The sequence below is a fragment of the Nonomuraea sp. LP-02 genome (assembly GCF_036289125.1).
GTDB classification, from domain to species: Bacteria; Actinomycetota; Actinomycetes; order Streptosporangiales; family Streptosporangiaceae; genus Nonomuraea; species Nonomuraea bangladeshensis.
The window spans coordinates 4064358-4080954 of the sequence record NZ_JAXCLK010000001.1; the positions used below are offsets into that span (position 1 = coordinate 4064358).

Below are 16597 nucleotides of genomic sequence, written 5' to 3' on the forward strand. Positions count from 1 at the left end.
GGTCGGCGAGTGTGAAAGTGTGAGCTCCCAGCTTAGGGGACCGGCGGGGCGTCCGTGCGCGAGTGGACCTACGTCCCGTCCTGCGCGTGGACGTCCTCGTACGCGCTGGGTTCGTTGACCATGAGGATCATCAGCGGATACATCACCACACGGGCGGCGGACAGCGCCCGGCGGTAGAACCCGGCGCCCTCCCACTCCGTGACCAGGGCCCACAGGTTGGGCTCGTCCACCGAGCGGGCCAGCCTCCCGCGCAGGAAGCCCGGCTGGCCGGCGAACGTGTCGAGGATGGTCTGCCCTTGCTTGGCGAAGTCTTGGGACTGGGACTCTGGGACGGTGTATCGGATCACGGCGAGCACCTGAACAGCCTAGAGGCGCATCGGCCGCTCCCGTAGGCTCTGGGCGTGGCCTCTCAACACAAGCGCCCGCTTCCCCGGGGCGAGCGGTTCTTCACCGAAGGCGCGAGCGGGCTGCGCAAGGCCGTGGAGCGGCGGAGCGCGGTGCCGATGGCGTACCTCTTCACGCAGGTGCCCCGCTGGGTGCCGCCCGTGGTGCTGGTGGTGCTGCTGCTGACCGCGCTCGCGGTGGCGAACCCGCTCGGCGGGGTGGCGGCGCTGGCGGTGCTCGCGTTCATCGGCTGGCTGGCGTTCCTGTCCTGGCCGTCGCTGGGGCCGGGCGCGAAGGTGGTGCGGGTCGCCATGGTGCTGTTCGTGGCGGCGGTGGCGGCGACCCGCTTCGGCCTGATCCCCGGCTAGGCCGGGGGCAGCAGCGTGTAGTGCGGGAAGTTGCCCGGCAGGCGTTCGCCGTCCGGGCCCTCGGTCACGGCCTTGACCAGCAGCTCGCCGCCGACGAACGCGCCGCGCCAGGACGCGCCGAGCCCGCCGAACAGCTCCTCGCGGTCGCCGCGCGAGCGGGGCCGGTTGTGTCCGACCTTGAAGGCCCGCACCTCGGGGGCGAGGCGGCGGAAGGTCTCCTCCTCGTCGCAGGAGAGGGTGGCGACGAGCGCGCCGTTGCTGGCGTTCATGGCGGCCAGCAGCTCGGCCTCGGTGTCCACCAGGACGATCGTGTCCACCGGGCCGAACGGCTCGGCGTGGTGGAGCGGCGAGGAGCGGGGCGGGTCGAGCAGGGCGGTCGGGGCGAGGTAGGCGGAGGTGTCCTGGCCCGGCAGGAAGTGCCCGGCGGACGGTGAGGCCCGGTGCACGGGTACGGCGCCGCGCGCCACCGCCTCGTCCACCTGGTCGGCGAGCTCCTTGGCCTTGGAGGCGTTGATGAGCGGCCCGAAGTCCAGCTCGGGCAGCGGGCCGTCCGGGCCGGCGACGGCGAGGGGGTGGCCGAAGCGCAGCGCGTCCACCGCTCCGAGGTAGGCCCGCAGGAAGTCGTGGAACAGCGCGCGCTGCACGACGAAGCGCGGGTAGGCGGTGCAGCGCTGCTTGCCGTAGTCGAAGGTGGCGCGGATCTGGCGGGTGAGGGTGTCCCAGTCGCCGTAGCGCCACACGCCCCAGCAGTTGAGCCCCTCCTGCTCCAGCACGTGCCGCCGGCCGAGGTCGGCCAGGGAGGTGGCGACCTTCGCCCCGGCGTCCCTGCCGCCGACGAACGACACGCAGCCGAGTGACCGCCCGCCGGCCAGCACCGGCGACAGGTCCGCCCCTCCCCCGCTGACGAGGGTGAACGGCAGCCCCTCGCGTACGGCGAGCGCGCAGGCCAGGGTGAGGCAGCTCAGCCCGCCGTCGGTGGGGGTCTTGGCGATGACCGCGTTGCCGGCCAGCGCCTGCACGAGCATGGCGTGCATGAGCACGCTCATCGGGTAGTTCCAGCTCGCGATGTTGCTGACCGGGCCGGGCAGCGGGGTGCGGCCGGCGATCATCCGGTCGATCTCGTCCACGTACCAGCGCACGCCGTCCAGGCAGCGGTCCACGTCGGCGCAGGCGGTCCGCCACGGCTTGCCGATCTCCCAGACCAGCAGCAGGGCCAGCAGGTCGCGGTGGGCGGCCATGGACTCGACGGCGGCGGTGACCATGGCCTTGCGCGCGGCGAGCGGGACGTGCCGCCAGCGCCGGTGCTCCTCGACCGCCCCGGCCACGGCCCGGCCCGCGCCGGCCCGGTCGAGGCGCGGCGGCCCGGCGATGGCGGTGCCGTCGAGGGGCGAGAAGCCGGGCACGGGGCGGCCGTCGCGGTGCCAGATGCCGCCCCAGTGGTTGAGCACCCGGTCGTCGTGGAAGGCTTCGGGGGCCGCCGTCCGGCAGCGGTCGTACGCGTCGTGCCAGGCCGTGCCCGGTTTGAGCCGCATGTCGGATCCCTCCTCAGTCGGACCAGTCGGCGGAGATGAGCTCGGGCAGCGGCTCGTACTCCTTGATCGCGTCCAGCGCCGGCCCCATGGCGGCGTTGGCCTCGCGCTCGACCATCACCTCCACCAGCACCGGCAGCCGCTCGCGGGCGGCCTCGGCGCTCGCCCAGGCGAGCGCGTCCCGGAGGTCGCCGGGCAGCTCGACCCGGCGCGCCGGGCAGCCGAACGCCTCCATGGCCTTGACGTGGTCGATGCCGCCCTCGCCGTAGTGCAGGTCCACGGCGTAGTTCATCCCGTACGGGAGCTCGGCCTGCCGGATGAGCCCCAGGTACTCGTTGTTGATCATGATGATGACGAACGGGATCCGGTGCTGCGCGGCCACCGCGACCTCCTCCATGAGGAACTGGAAGGAGTAGTCGCCGACGACGGCCACCACCTGCCGCTCCGGATGCGCGCACTTGACGCCCATCGCGGCCGGCACCTCCCACCCCAGCGGCCCGGCCTGCCCGCACACCAGGTAGCGGCGCGGCAGGTACGTCGCCTGGAACTGGCCGGACCAGATCTGGTAGAGCCCGATCGCGGTGACGAACGTGGTGTCCCTGCCGAAGAAGTCGTTGATCTCGCGGAACACCCGGGGCGGTTTGATCGGCACGTCGTCGAAGTCGTCGCGGCGGTTCAGCGTGCGGCGCAGCCCGGCCACCTTGCGCGCCCACTTGCCCGGCGCGCGGGGGCCGCCGCGGGCGCGGGCCTCGTCGAGGAGCGCGGCGAGCGCCGGCCGGGCGTGCCCGACGATCCCGAGGTCGGGTTCGAAGACCCGGCCGAGCTGGGTCGGCTCGATGTCCACGTGGATGAAGGAGCGGCCGCGCCGGTAGACGTCCAGGTCGCCGGTGTGCCGGTCGCCGAAGCGGGCCCCGACCGCGAGCACGAGGTCGCTGTCCAGGAACGCGGCGTTCCCCCACCGGGTCTGCGTCTGGATGCCGGCCATCCCGGCGAACAGCGGATGGTCCTCGGGGAAGGCCCCCTTGCCCATGAGCGTCACCTGCACCGGCACCTGGAGGTACTCGGCCAGCGCCCGCAGCTCCTCCGCCGCCTCGCCGATGATGACGCCGCCGCCCGCGAGGATGATCGGCCGCCGGGCGCCCTCCAGCAGGTCCACGGCCCGGCGCACCGCCTTCGGCAGCGGGCGCGGCACCTCGACCGGCAGCGGGGCGTCGAGGTCGCGGTCGTAGCGGCAGGTGCCGCGCTGCACGTCGAGCGGCAGGTCGATGAGCACCGGCCCCGGCCGTCCCGAGCGGGCGATCCTGAACGCCTCGCGGAACACCCACGGCGCCTGGGCGGGCTCCTTGAGCTGCACCGCCCACTTGGTGACCGGCCGGGCGATCTCCACGATGTCGACCGCCTGGAACGCCTCCTGGTGCAGCTTGGCGCTCTCGGCCTGGCCGGTGACGCAGATGATGGGGATCGAGTCGGCGAGCGCGGTGTAGAGGCCGGTGATCATGTTGGTGCCGGCCGGGCCGGAGGTGCCGACGCAGACGCCGACGTTCCCGGTGACCCTGGCCCAGCCGTCGGCCGCGTGCGTGCCGCCCTCCTCGTGGCGGACCGTCACGTGCCGGATCGAGCTGCCCCGCAGCGCGGCGTAGAACGGCAGGATGGCCGCCCCGGGGATGCCGAAGACGGTGTCCACCCCCTCCGACTCCAGCACCGCGACCACGGCCTCCATGCACGGGATGCGCTTCACGTGTTCAGCCTTTCGACGACCTTGAGCAGGGCGGAGTGGTCGAGCGAGCCGTGCCCCTGCGCTCGCGCCGCGGCCACGAGCTGGGCGACCTGGCCGGTGAGCGGCAGCGCGACGCCGGCCTCGCGGGCGGCGGCGACGGCGATGCCCATGTCCTTGTGGTGCAGGTCGATGCGGAAGCCCGGGGTGAACTCGCGCCTGATCATGGTGTGCCGCTTGAGCTCCAGGATCCGGGAGCCGGCCAGGCCGCCCGCCAGCACGTCCAGCCCGGCGACCGGGTCCACGCCGCTCGCCTCCAGCAGCACGATCGCCTCCGCCACCAGGCCGTAGATGCCGCCGACGACGAGCTGGTTGGCCGCCTTCACGGTCTGCCCGGCCCCGGCGGGGCCCACGTGCACGATCGTCGTGCCGAGCGCCCCGAGGATCGGGCGGGCCGCCTCGTACGCCTCCCGTTCGCCGCCCACCATGATCGACAGGGTGGCGTCGACCGCGCCGCGCTCGCCGCCGCTCACCGGGGCGTCCAGCGCCCGTACGCCGGCGGCGGCGGCCTCGCGCGCCACCCGGCGGGAGGTCTCCGGCCTGATCGTGCTCATGTCGAGGTAGAGCAGGCCGGGGCGGCCGTGCGCGACGACGAGCGGCGCGACCTCCTCGACCTGCGGCGAGTCGGGCAGCATGGTGATCACGACGTCCGCGCCCTCGACGGCGTCGGGCACGCCGGCGGCGGCCTCGCCGCCGAGCGCGGCCAGCCGTTCGACGGGCGCGGCGCTCACGTCGTGGCCGCGTACGGTGTGCCCCGCCTTGACGAGGTTGGCGGCCATCGGGCCGCCCATGATCCCCAGACCGATGAAGCCGATCTTCACGCGTGCCTCCAGTCGAACGCGCCCGGCCCCTCGTGCCGGTACTCCAGGCCGACGTGCCCCTCGTAGCCCGCCGCCGCCAGCCGCGCGAGGATCTCCGGGTACGGCATGTCCCCGCTGCCCGGCCGTCCCCTGCCGGGGTCGTCGGCGATCTGCACGTGGCCGAAGCGGGCGGCGTGGCGGTCGATGAGCGCGAGCACGTCCTCGCCCATCCGGTGCAGGTGGTAGAGGTCGGCCAGGAAGGCGACGTTCTCCCTGTCCACCTCGTCGATCAGCGCGAACGCCGCCTCCGACGACGTGATCGGATAGTGCGGGTTCTCGTACGCGTTGAGCGCCTCGACGACCACGGTCGCGCCGACGCCGGCCGCCGCGTCCGCCGCCCGGCGCAGGTTGGCCATGGCCAGTTCCCTGTCGGTGCCGGGGCCGTTGCCGTAGAGGGCGTTCAGCACCGGGCAGCCCAGCTCCCCGGCCAGCCGGACGGCGGGCCCGATGCCGGCGCGGAACCGCTCCGCGCCGTCGGGGCGGGCCAGCAGGCCGCGCTCGCCCGCCGCCATGTCGCCGGCGTCGAAGTTCAGTCCGGTGAGGCGCACCCCGGCGGCCTCGATGGCGCGGCGCAGGGCGGCCGTCTCCGCGGCCGTCGGCTCCGGCCCGTCGAACGGCCACCACAGCTCGACGGCGTCGAACCCGTGCTTGGCCGCCGCGGCGGGCCGCTCCAGCAGCGGCAGCTCGGTGAGCAGGATGGACAGGTTGACGGCGAACCTCACCGGACACCCGCCAGGACGGAGCGCAGGAGGCGGGCGGTCTCGGAGGGGGTCTCGCCGACGCGGACGCCGGCGGCCTCCAGCGCCTCTTTCTTGGCCCGCGCGGTGCCGGACGAGCCGGAGACGATGGCCCCGGCGTGGCCCATGGTCCTGCCCTCGGGGGCGGTGAACCCGGCCACGTACGCCACCACCGGCTTCGTGACGTGCCCGGCGATGTGGGCGGCGGCCCGTTCCTCGGCGTCGCCGCCGATCTCGCCGATCATCACGATCGCGTCGGTGCCCGGGTCGTCCTGGAACGCCCGCAGGCAGTCGATGTGCGTGGTGCCGACGACCGGGTCGCCGCCGATGCCGACGGCGGTGGAGAAGCCGAGGTCGCGCAGCTCGTACATGAGCTGGTAGGTGAGGGTGCCGGACTTGGAGACCAGGCCGACGCGGCCGGCGGTGGTGATGTCGGCGGGGATGATGCCGGCCGACGACTGCCCGGGGCTGATCAGTCCGGGGCAGTTGGGGCCGATGATCCGGGTACGTCCCCGCGCGAGCGCCCGGAAGCGTACGGTGTCGTGCACCGGCACGCCCTCGGTGATCACCACGCACAGCGGCACCCCGGCGGCCACCGCCTCCTCGACGGCCCCGCCGGTGAAGCGCGGCGGCACGAACACCACCGACACGTCCGCGCCGGTCTCCTCCACCGCCTCGGCCACCGAGCCGAACACCGGCACCGTGCGCTCGCCGAAGTCCGCCGACCGGCCGCCCTTGCCCGGGGTCACCCCGGCCACGACGTCGGTGCCGGCGGCCAGCATGCGGGCGGTGTGCCGGGTGCCCTCCGCGCCGGTCATGCCCTGCACGAGCACCCGGCTGTCCTTGGTCAGGAAGATCGCCATGTTCACGCCCCTGCCGCGAGTCGGGCCGCCGCGGCTGCGGCGGCGTCCATGGTGGAGACCTGGCGGACGGCCGGGTGCCGGGCCTCGTCGAGGATGCGCCGGCCCAGCTCGGCGTTGTTGCCGTCGAGCCGTACGACGATGGGCCGGCCGTGGCCCCGCTCGCCGAGGAGTCGCAGTGCGGTGACGATGCCGTTGGCCACGGCGTCGCAGGCGGTGATGCCGCCGAAGACGTTGACCAGCACCGAGCGCACGTCCGGGTCGGACAGGATGATCTCCAGCCCGTCGGCCATCACCTGCGCGGAGGCTCCGCCGCCGATGTCCAGGAAGTTCGCCGGGGCCGCGCCGGCGCCGGCCACCACGTCCAGCGTGCTCATCACCAGGCCCGCGCCGTTGCCGATCACGCCGACCGTGCCGTCCAGCTTCACGTAGTTCAGTCCCTTGGCGCGGGCGCGGTCCTCCAGGCCGCCGGTCGGCTCCTCGGCCTCGCGCTGGTGCCGGAAGGCGGCGTTGTCGTCCAGGGTGACCTTGCCGTCGAGCGCCACGACGCGCTGGTCGGTGGTGCAGATGAGCGGGTTGACCTCGACCAGCAGCGCGTCCTCGGCCACCAGCACCCGCCACAGCCGTTCCAGCACCTCGGCGGCCTGCTCGGGCAGACCCGCCCCGGCCGCGAGCAGCCGGGCCGCGTCGGCGTCCACGCCCTCGACCGGGTCCACGGGGAGCCGGACGATCGCGCCGGGGTCGCTCGCCGCCAGCTCCTCGATCTCCACGCCGCCCTGGCCGGACACCATCGCGAGGAAACCGCCCTCGGCGCGGTCCACCAGGAAGGCCGCGTAGTACTCCTCGAACGGCACGGTCGCGGCCTCCACCAGGACGCGGCGCGCGCGGTGCCCCTTGATGTCCATCCCGAGCACGCGGGCGGCCTCGTGCTCGGCCGCGACCGGCCCCGCCGCCGGCCTGATCCCGCCCGCCTTGCCTCGTCCACCGGTCTTGACCTGGGCCTTGATGACGACGGGCGCGTTCAGGTCGGCCGCGATCGCGCGGGCCTCGGCCGGGGTCTCCGCGACCGCGCCACGCGGGACCGGGATGCCGTGCCGCCTGAAGAGCTCCTTCGCCTGGTACTCGTACAGGTCCATGCGAGCCTCCTTTGTGTACGGTATACCGTATGGAATATTCTCCGTCTAGGGCTCGACAGTCGGTGATCAGCGGGATATTCCATACAGTATGGAGAATGCAATCCGAGACTGGCGGGGCCGCGCGTACCTCCCCGGGCCCGTCCCCGCAGACCGCACCCGCATGTTCCGGCTCGCCCTGGCCGCCATGGCGGCGATCAGCCCGCTCCAGTACGGCTTCGCCGCGCTCCTCGCCCGCGAGGGCGCCGGCCTGACCCTGCTCGCCGTCTGGATCACCGCCCAGGCCGCGGGGGCGCTGCCGGCCCTCCACCTGGTACGCAGGGGCCGCCTCGGCGTCCGGCCCGCGCTGGCCGCCGGGGCGGCGCTGACCGCCGCCGGCCTCGCCACCGCCGGGCTCGCCGGGGCCGCCTGGCCGCTCGCCCTCGCCGGGTACGCGCTGCTCGGCGGGCTGGGCGCGGGCCTGGTCTACGGGGTGTGCTGCGAGGTCGTCGCCTCGTGGTACCCGGAGCGGGCCGCCGCCCGGGTCGGGCTGATCACCGGGGCCTTCGGCTACGGCGCCGTGCCGCTGCTGGTGTGGGCCGGGCTCGCCCCGGGGGCGACGCCGGCCGCCTTCGTGACCGCCGCGGTCGTGGCCGCCGTCGTCGTCGGGGCGGCGGCGCGGGGGCTGCGCGCGGCTCCGGCGCTGTGGTGGCCGGAGAGCCTGGATCCGCGTACGCACGCGCTGGACGCGGCCCGGCTGCGGGTCACCCCCGACGCCGCCCGCCAGTTCCTTTTGCCCCAGGCGCTGCGCACGCGCGCGCTCCCAGCGCTGGCGCTCATCCTGACCTGTGCCGGGGCGGTGTCGGTGTTCGACGTGATCGTGGTGGCGGCGAGCGGGGCGTGGGCGGCGGTGGCGCTGCTGGTCGCGCTCAACGGCGCGGGGCGGTCGCTGGCGATGCGCTGCTCCGAGCGCTTCGGGCGGCGCCGCACTCTGGCCGCCGTCCTCGGCTCGCTCGCCCTGGGCCAGCTCCTCCTCGCCGCCGAAATGACGGCGGGGGCCGACATGACGGCAGGAGCCGGGCACGGGGCGCTGCTCTGGCTGGGGGTGGTCGCGGCCGGGCTCGGGGGCGGGGCCTTCTATCCGCTGCTCGCCAGCCTCGTCAGGGAGTTCTTCGGGGTCGAACGGCACGGCGAGATCCACGCCGTCGTCTACAGCGCCAAGGCCCTGGCCGGGGTCGGCGCGGTCGCGCTGGCCGCCGCCGCGCCGGCCGCGCCCGCGTCCGCCCTGCTGGCCGCCGCCGCGCTGGCGGCCCTGCCCGCGCTGGCCGCACCCCGCCTGCGCCTGCCCGGCCTGCCCGCCACGATCCCCGCGTGAGGCCCGTACATCAGCCCGCGCAAAAGCCGACATGGCCCCTGGGCAGGCACTCTGTGACGAGGCTCACGGGCCGCGTCCGTGCCGCGAACGGTATGCTGTAGGCAGTCGACCAAAAACAGCGAAACGCCCGAACCCGTACGATACGCAGTTCCCTGGAGAGGTGACCATGTTGCTGTCGGAGCAGGCCGGTCAGCCGGCGGCCACCAAGATCCAGCGCCCCGCCACGCTGCGGGAGAGCGTCATCGAGGCCATCCAGGAGCTGATCGTCTCCGGCCAGCTCAAGCCCGGCCAGCACCTGGTCGAGAGCGAGCTGGCCGACCTCCTCGGCGTCTCCAGGCAGCCGGTGCGCGAGGCACTCCAGCAGCTCAGCGGCGAGGGCTGGGTGGACCTGCACCCCGGCCAGGGCGCGTTCGTGCACGTGCCCACCGTGGAGGAGGCCGACCAGTTGCTCGCCGTCCGCGCGCTGCTGGAGACCGAGGCGGCGCGCCTCGCCGCCCAGCACGCCGGCGAGGACGGCGTGAAGCGGCTGCGCGACCTCTGCGCCCGCGGCATCGCGGCCGTGCAGGCCGACGACGTGGACGCCGCCGTGGCCACCAACTCCGAGCTGCACGCCCTGGTGACCGCGCTGTCCGGCAACAAGGTGCTGGCCGAGCTGACCAGCCAGGTGGCCAGGCGGGTGCGGTGGTACCACACGCCGGTGGCCCGCCAGCGCGGCATGGCCTCCTGGGAGGAGCACACGAGCCTGATCGACGCCATCGAGGCCGGCGACGAGCGCCGCGCGGCGAAGGTCATGCGCGAGCACACCGAGCACACCCGCGTGTCCTACATGGAGCAGCGGGAGAAGGAGCCGGTCCAGCCCGCTCCCAAGCCCGTGCGCCGGCGCCGCCGCACGGCCGGCTGAGCGCCGTTTGACCTGACGTTCACATCGCGACACCCGCTCAGAAACACCTCCGGCGGAGGATGGGGCGGCACGGATGGGAGGTGCATGACCATGAGAGCGTTCCTCCGCTTTCTCCTCGCGGAACCGGCGGGCTCGCCGTCGGACGGCCGCGCGCTCGGCCTCGGGCTGAGCACGGCCCTGCGCAGGCAGGGCTCGGCCGACGACGCCGAGCGCTACCTGCGGCTGTGGGCCGCCGCCGGGCACGACGTCCATGAGAGCCCGCGGCACTGAGCCGCGGCGGAAGCCGTACGCCCCCGCCGCGGCTCAGTACCGCTACGACTGCCCCGAGGACCGGCCCGCCGGCTCCGGCTCCCTCGCCCTCCTGGCGTCGCGGGCCGACTTGACCAGGCTCAGCACCGTCGTCACCGCGAGGGTGCCGACGATGACGCCGAGGGAGACCATGATCGGCACCTCCGGCGCCCAGGAGACGCCGTCGTGGTGCAGCGCCTCCATGATGAGCTTCAGCCCGATGAAGGCGAGCACCACCGACAGCCCCTTGCTCAGGTAGACGAGCCGGTCGAGCAGCCCGCCGATGAGGAAGAAGAGCTGCCGCAGCCCCATGAGGGCGAAGGCGTTCGCGGTGAACACCAGATAGGGCTCCTTGGTGAGCCCGAAGATGGCCGGGATGGAGTCGAGCGCGAACAGCAGGTCGGTGGTCCCGATGGCGACCATCACGATCAGCATCGGGGTCACCAGCCTGCGCCCGTGGTGCACGGTGAGGCGGGCGCCGTGGTAGGTGTCCGTGGTCGGCAGCACCCGCCGCACGGTCCGCAGCGCGAGGTTCTCGGAGAACTCCGCCTCCTCCTCGTGCCCGATCAGCTTCCACGCCGTGTAGACGAGGAAGGCGCCGAACACGTAGAAGAGCCAGTCGAAGCGCTGGACGGCGCCCGCGCCGGCCGCGATGAACGCCCCGCGCATGAGCAGCGCCAGCACGATGCCGATGAGCAGCACCTTCTGCCGGTACTCCCGAGGCACCCGGAACCTGCTCATGATCAGCAGGAACACGAAGAGGTTGTCCACGCTGAGCGAGTACTCGGTGATCCATCCCGCGAAGAACTCCCCGCCGTGCGCGGGGCCGGACAGCAGGAGCAGTCCGGCGCCGAAGGCCGCGGCCAGTCCGACGTAGAACGACACCCAGCCGACGCACTCGCGCATCGACGGCTCGTGCGGGTTGCGGGCCACCATCCAGAAGTCGAACGCGAGGATCACGGCGAAGCCCCCGAGGGTGGCCGCCCAGATCCAGAAGGGCAGGTTCACCGCCTGCTTCCCTTCTTTCCTGCACGCAACGTCGTGGCGTACCTGACGTAGACGGCGAGCAACTCGGCCGCCAGCGGGTTGACGGCCGCGCGGTGCGACAGCCAGTACGGCATGAACCGCTCGTGCAGCCAGACGAAGCCGATGGCGAAGCCGAGCCCCACCATGGCCTGGTAGGCGAGGAAGGGAAGCACGCCGTCGTTCATGCCCACCCCCGCCACGCTCTCCTGGAGCAGCCGGGACAGCGGGAAGGCCGCCATCCAGTACAGGCCGGCCGGCCCGAAGGTGCCGGGCCGGAGCACGCCGTGGCCGGCGAGCACGCCGAACAGCCCGCCGAAGAGGGCGAGCGGCGTGGCCAGCGCCAGGGCCGCCTGGGCGGCCAGTCCGGTGGGCGCCCCCGCGAACAGGGTCAGCCCACCGGCCATGGCGCCGGCGACGGCTCCGATGGACGCCCCTGGCAGGGCGAGCTCGAAACTGTGCCGTCGCTCCATCAGCCCACGACCACGCCGTAGGCGAAGAGGCTGTAGAACAGCATGCCGAGGTAGAACACCGCGCCGAACCCGATGATCACGTTCGACCACCACCTGGGCCTGATCGGCTTGGGCAGCATGCGGTTGTTGACCAGCAGCAGCGTCACGCAGTACGCGCCCATCGCGAACGTCGACAGGAACGCCAGCGTGTCCAGGATCCCGCTCGGCCCGTCGGCGGGCCCGAAGAGCAGGATCAGGATCCCGAAGAGGATCACTCCCCACAGGAAGATCGCGTACAGCTTGGACATGCCCAGCTTCTTCGCGCCGGGGATGAAGTGGAAGGTCATGTCCGCCTGGCCGCGCGAGAACGAGTCGAACAGGCCGAGCGTCGCGTTCAGGCCGATCAGCGCGATGAACCCGAGGAACACGACCCCGAGAACCGAGCTGCCCGCCGAGGAGACGGCGTTGGACATCGCGGTCAGCGCCACCTCCCGGTCGTCGCCCTGAATGACCTGCCGCACGCCCGGGTCGATCCGCACCGCCGCCTGCGCGATCACCGTGAAGGAGATCGTGACCAGCATGGTGATGCCCCAGAACAGCAGCAGCGCGTCGAAGGTGACCCAGCGCCGCCAGCCCTTCCACTTCGCCATCTCGGCCGGGTCGGAGGTGTCGAACATGAAGCCGCGGGCGGGCCGCTCCTCCTCCTCGCCGGCGTGCCGCAGCCCGCGGATCTGCGGCTGGTGGGCGCCCATGCCGGCCCCGGAGTCACGCAGGTGCAGGGTGTACCACATCTGCTGCATGCCGGAGGGCCCGGCGAACGCGCACGCCCCGACGATGACCGGGAACCAGGCCGCCGACAACGCCTGCGGCGGCAGGTAGCCGAAGGAGAACATGCCGGTGATCGTGGTGACCACGTCGCTCCAGGAGCCGACCATGGCCGCGACCACGGCCGTGCCGAGCACGAGCGCGCCGATGAGCAGCGACAGCACGTTCTCCAGGAGGTTGTAGATCACCTTGGCGAGGGTGAAGACCACGCCGACGAGGATCAGCCCGGCGATCGCGGTCACCATCCACGGTATGCCGGTGATCTCCTCGAACGCCGCCGCCCCCGCCGACAGGTGCCCCGGCCAGATGTAGACCGCGACGGCGACGACGAAGAAGAACCACATCAGCGGCTTGAACACCCGGGCCGCGCCGGAGAAGATGCTCTCCCCGGTGGCCATGGCGTAGCGCGCCATCTCCAGCATGACCACGGCCTGCAGGGTCACGCCGATCAGGAACAGCCATCTGATCTCCGGCCCGAACAGCAGCACCAGCCGGGGCCACATGTACGACTCGCCCATGCCGACGCCGAGCGCGACCAGGAAGACCGTCGGCCCGAGCAGGTGCACCGAGGGCGGCGCGTCGGGGAGCTTCCTGATGGGCATCGGCTCCAGCCGGCCCGCTTTCCATACTCGTTGATCCTCGACCGGCGGCGTGGCCGTCGCCGGTGGTGTGTTCGATGTGTCCACCTACGGACCTCCTGGGGGGTGTGTTGCCTTCCTCGTGCGCCCCGATCCAGCCCCCTCGCCTCGTCCTGCTCCGCCTGGCTCTAGCGCAGCAGTCCGGCGGCCCTCGCCCAGCGGTACTTGGCGCCGAGGACCGCGACGGGCTTCTCCGTCGTGTACGGGTACGCGACCACGCCGTGCTCGAACAGGTACTCGCTGGCCTCCTCAACCTCGGTGTCCCCGGCCAGGGACGCCACGACGGGCTTGACGTTGCCCTTCTCCCTCTCCTCCGCCACCACCCGCGCGACGAGCTCGGCGAAGACCATCGGCGGCGTCACGATCGTGTGCCAGTAGCCGAGGACGAGCGCGTGGACGCGGTCGTCGCCGAGGCCGAGGCGGATCGTGTTCTCGTAGGTCGCGGGCGGTTCGCCGCCGGTGATGTCGATGGGGTTGCCGGCCGCGCCGAACGGCGGGATGTGGGCGCGGAACGCGGCGTCGAGGTCGGGCGGGATCTCCATGAGCGTCAGCCCGGCGTCCACGCAGGCGTCGGAGAGCAGCACGCCGGAGCCGCCCGCCCCGGTGATGATGACGACGTTCTCGCCCGCGGGCGCGGGCATGAGGGGCAGCGCGCGGGCGTACTCCAGCATGTCGTTGAGCCCGGGGGCGCGGACCACGCCGGCCTGGCGGAGGATGTCGTCGTAGACCTTGTCGTCGCCGGCCAGCGCGCCGGTGTGCGAGCCGGCCGCCCGCGCGCCCATCGCGGTGCGCCCGGCCTTGAGCACGATGACCGGCTTCTGGCTGACCACGCGGCGGGCCGCGTCGACGAAGCCGCGCCCGTCCTTGAGGTCCTCCAGGTGCATGGCCACGGCCTTGGTGTTGTCGTCCTGCTCGAAGAAGGTCAGCAGGTCGTCCTCGTCCACGTCGGCCTTGTTGCCGACGCCGACGATGGCGGACACGCCCATCCGGGTGGTACGGCTGAAGCCCAGGATGGCCATCCCGATGCCGCCGCTCTGCGAGGTCAGCGCGACGCTGCCGCGCACGTCGTAGGGGGTGCAGAAGGTCGCGCAGAGGTTCTCGGGCGTGTAGTAGTAGCCGTAGATGTTGGGGCCGAGCATGCGCACGCCGTGCCGCCTGGCGATCTCGACGATCTCCTTCTGCCCCTCGACGTTGCCGGTCTCGGCGAACCCGGACGGGATCATCACCGCCCCTGCCACGCCCTTCTCCCCCACCTCCTCCAGCGCGGCGGCGACGAACTTGGCGGGGATGGCGAAGACCGCCACGTCCACGTCGCCGGGCACGTCGGCGACGCTCTTGTACGCGGGCAGCCCCATGATCTCGTCGGCCTTGGGGTTGATCGGCAGGATCCGGCCCCGGTAGCCGCCGTCGATGAGGTTGCGCATGACCGAGTTGCCGATCTTGCCGGTCTCGGCGGAGGCGCCGATGACGGCGACGGAACGCGGCCGGAAGATGCGCGTCATCTGCCGCAGGATCTCCTCCCTGGGCAGCCGGGTGACCTCCTCCGGCCGGTCGCCGACGATGATCCGCACGTCGGCGGCCACGGCTCCCCTGGCGTCGGCGAAGACCGGGTTGAGGTCCACCTCGACGATCTCGGGATGGTCGGTGACCAGCCGGCCGACGCGCTCGATCAGCGCGGCCAGCGCCGCCCGGTCCACGGGCTCGGCCCCGCGGGCGCCGCGCAGCACCTCGGCCGCCCGGATGTCGTCGAGCATCGCGAGCGCGTCGTCGCCGGAGACCGGGGCGAGCCGGAAGGTCACGTCCTTCAGCACCTCGACGAGGACGCCGCCGAGGCCGAACGCGACGACCTTGCCGAACGTCGGGTCGGTGACCGCGCCCACGATCACCTCCAGGCCGCCGCCGACGAGCTGCTGCACCTGGACGCCGTCGATCCTGGCGTCCGGGGCGTGCGCGCGGGCGTTGGCGAGGATGGTGGCGTAGCCCTGGCGTACCTCCTCGGGGGTCCGCAGGCCGACCAGCACGCCGCCCGCGTCCGTCTTGTGCAGGATGTCCGGCGAGACGATCTTCAGGACGACCGGGAGCCCGATCTTCCCCGCGAGCTCCGCCGCCTCCTCCGCCGAGCCGGCCAGCCCCTCGCCGGGCGTGGCGATGCCGTACGCCTCGCACAGCAGCCGGCCCTCGGGAGCGGTCAGCGCGGCGCGTCCCTCGGCGCGGGCCCGCTCGATGACTTGCCTGGGATCCATTCAGATGACTCCGTTCGCCTTGAGCTCGGCCAGCTCCTCGGTGCCGACGCCGAGCCGGCCGTAGATCTCCTCGTTGTGCTCGCCGAGCAGGGGCGGGGTGCGGACCTCCACCGGCGAGTCGGACAGCTGCAACGGGCTGCCGACGGTGACGAAGTCGCCGCGCTCGGGATGCGGGACCGTGACGACGATGCCCTCCTCGCGCAGGCTCTCGTCCTCCGCCAGCTCCCTGGTGGACAGGATCGGCCCGCACGGGATGTTCGCGGCGTTGAGCCGGTCCAGGACCGTCCACTTGTCGTGGCGGATCGTCCACTCCTCGATGAGCTGGAACATCTTGTCCAGCTTGGACAGCCGGGCCTCCGGCGTCGCCCACTCGGGGTCGTCGGCCAGCTCGGGCCGGCCGATGATGCCCGAGAGCGGCTGCCAGCCCACCGGCTGGACGATGACGTAGATGTAGTCGTTCGGGCCGCCGGGCGCGCAGCGCACCGCCCAGCCCGGCTGGCCGCCGCCGCTCGCGTTGCCCGAGCGCGGCACCTCGTCGCCGAACGTCTTGTTGGGGTACTCGCGCAGCGGGCCGTGCGAGAGGCGCTGCTGGTCGCGGAGCTTGACGCGGCACAGGTTCAGCACGGCGTGCTGCATGGCCACCTGCACGCGCTGCCCGCGCCCGGTCCGCTCGCGCTGGTAGAGGGCGGCCAGGATGCCGGACACCGCGTGGATGCCGGTGCCCGAGTCGCCGATCTGGGCGCCGGTCGCGAGCGGCGGGCCGTCCTCGAAGCCGGTGGTGCTCATCGAGCCGCCCATCGCCTGGGCGATCACCTCGTACGCCTTGAACTTCGCGTACCGGCCGGCGCCGAAGCCCTTGATCGAGGCGTAGATCAGGCGCGGGTTGAGCTCCTGGAGCCGCTCCCACGGGAAGCCCATGCGGTCCACCGCGCCCGGCCCGAAGTTCTCCACCAGGACGTCGGCGTCCTTCACCAGCTCGGTGAAGAGCTGCTTGCCACGCTCGCTCTTCATGTTGAGCGTGATGCTGCGCTTGTTGCAGTTGAGCATCGTGAAGTAGAGGCTGTCGACGCCGGGCACGTCGCGCAGCTGCTGCCGGGTGATGTCGCCGGTGGGGGCCTCCAGCTTGACCACGTCCGCGCCGAGCCAGGCGAGCAGCTGGGTGCACGACGGGCCGGACTGGACGTGCGTCATGTCGAGGATGCGGACGCCTTCGAGAGCCTTCATCATC

General features: G+C 72.9%; 16 protein-coding genes. 4 read left to right on the forward strand and 12 right to left on the reverse strand.

The annotated features are described in order from the left end of the window. Positions 1-68: 68 nt before the first annotated feature. Positions 69-347, reverse strand: a complete 279-nt coding sequence (locus tag SMD20_RS18800; RefSeq protein ID WP_329582641.1) for an antibiotic biosynthesis monooxygenase family protein — start codon at positions 345-347, stop codon at positions 69-71. A 54-nt stretch (positions 348-401) separates the two neighbouring features. Here SMD20_RS18800 and SMD20_RS18805 point away from each other — a divergent pair, with 54 nt between their 5' ends. After that, positions 402-752, forward strand: coding sequence for a DUF6703 family protein (locus SMD20_RS18805; RefSeq protein ID WP_329582642.1), 351 nt, complete (start codon positions 402-404; stop codon positions 750-752). On the opposite strand, the gene SMD20_RS18810 is transcribed toward SMD20_RS18805, so the two are convergent. From SMD20_RS18810 to sucC, 6 genes are read right to left on the reverse strand one after another with little or no spacing between them, the layout of a single operon-like run. Further along, positions 749-2284 carry an aldehyde dehydrogenase family protein gene (locus SMD20_RS18810; RefSeq protein WP_329582644.1) on the reverse strand — a complete coding sequence of 512 codons (1536 nt, stop codon included), beginning with the start codon at positions 2282-2284 and terminating at the stop codon, positions 749-751. The two genes, SMD20_RS18805 and SMD20_RS18810, sit on opposite strands and share 4 nt — an antisense overlap. Before the next feature lie 13 nt (positions 2285-2297). Beyond that, positions 2298-4019, reverse strand: coding sequence for a glyoxylate carboligase (gcl, locus tag SMD20_RS18815; RefSeq protein WP_329582645.1), 1722 nt, complete (start codon positions 4017-4019; stop codon positions 2298-2300). Continuing rightward, positions 4016-4876 carry a 2-hydroxy-3-oxopropionate reductase gene (locus tag SMD20_RS18820; protein ID WP_329582647.1) on the reverse strand — a complete coding sequence of 287 codons (861 nt, stop codon included), beginning with the start codon at positions 4874-4876 and terminating at the stop codon, positions 4016-4018. Before SMD20_RS18820 ends, gcl begins: the two co-directional genes overlap by 4 nt. Continuing rightward, the gene (locus SMD20_RS18825; protein ID WP_329582649.1) at positions 4873-5637 is read right to left on the reverse strand and encodes a hydroxypyruvate isomerase family protein; all 765 of its coding nucleotides are present in this window, start codon (positions 5635-5637) and stop codon (positions 4873-4875) included. The genes SMD20_RS18820 and SMD20_RS18825 overlap by 4 nt, the downstream gene beginning before the upstream one ends. Beyond that, positions 5634-6515: a succinate--CoA ligase subunit alpha gene (sucD, locus tag SMD20_RS18830; RefSeq protein ID WP_329582650.1), complete on the reverse strand. Its 882-nt coding sequence runs from the start codon at positions 6513-6515 to the stop codon at positions 5634-5636. Before sucD ends, SMD20_RS18825 begins: the two co-directional genes overlap by 4 nt. Before the next feature lie 2 nt (positions 6516-6517). Then, positions 6518-7648, reverse strand: a complete 1131-nt coding sequence (gene sucC / locus SMD20_RS18835; protein WP_329582651.1) for an ADP-forming succinate--CoA ligase subunit beta — start codon at positions 7646-7648, stop codon at positions 6518-6520. Between the two features lie 88 nt (positions 7649-7736). Between sucC and SMD20_RS18840 the strand changes: the two genes are divergently transcribed. From SMD20_RS18840 to SMD20_RS18850, 3 genes are all read left to right on the forward strand, one after another. Then, complete coding sequence (locus SMD20_RS18840) at positions 7737-8999, forward strand: MFS transporter (RefSeq protein ID WP_329582654.1); 1263 nt, start codon at positions 7737-7739, stop codon at positions 8997-8999. A 166-nt stretch (positions 9000-9165) separates the two neighbouring features. After that, positions 9166-9900 carry a GntR family transcriptional regulator gene (locus SMD20_RS18845; protein ID WP_329592598.1) on the forward strand — a complete coding sequence of 245 codons (735 nt, stop codon included), beginning with the start codon at positions 9166-9168 and terminating at the stop codon, positions 9898-9900. 90 nt (positions 9901-9990) lie between these two features. Further along, positions 9991-10170: a hypothetical protein gene (locus SMD20_RS18850; RefSeq protein WP_329582657.1), complete on the forward strand. Its 180-nt coding sequence runs from the start codon at positions 9991-9993 to the stop codon at positions 10168-10170. A 42-nt stretch (positions 10171-10212) separates the two neighbouring features. Here the strand turns inward: SMD20_RS18850 and SMD20_RS18855 are convergent, their stop codons facing one another. The 5 genes from SMD20_RS18855 to frc form a co-directional block, all read right to left on the reverse strand. Further along, the gene (locus SMD20_RS18855) at positions 10213-11196 is read right to left on the reverse strand and encodes a TerC family protein (protein ID WP_329582660.1); all 984 of its coding nucleotides are present in this window, start codon (positions 11194-11196) and stop codon (positions 10213-10215) included. Next, the gene (locus SMD20_RS18860) at positions 11193-11684 is read right to left on the reverse strand and encodes a hypothetical protein (RefSeq protein WP_329582663.1); all 492 of its coding nucleotides are present in this window, start codon (positions 11682-11684) and stop codon (positions 11193-11195) included. The genes SMD20_RS18855 and SMD20_RS18860 overlap by 4 nt, the downstream gene beginning before the upstream one ends. Beyond that, positions 11684-13174 (reverse strand): Nramp family divalent metal transporter, encoded by a 1491-nt coding sequence (locus SMD20_RS18865; protein WP_329582665.1) that lies wholly within the window; start codon positions 13172-13174, stop codon positions 11684-11686. The genes SMD20_RS18860 and SMD20_RS18865 overlap by 1 nt, the downstream gene beginning before the upstream one ends. A gap of 80 nt (positions 13175-13254) precedes the next feature. After that, complete coding sequence (locus SMD20_RS18870) at positions 13255-15369, reverse strand: acetate--CoA ligase family protein (RefSeq protein ID WP_329582670.1); 2115 nt, start codon at positions 15367-15369, stop codon at positions 13255-13257. Further along, on the reverse strand, positions 15370-16596 hold the full coding sequence (frc, locus tag SMD20_RS18875) for a formyl-CoA transferase (protein WP_329582673.1): 1227 nt from the start codon (positions 16594-16596) through the stop codon (positions 15370-15372). Between the last annotated feature and the right edge of the window lies 1 nt (position 16597).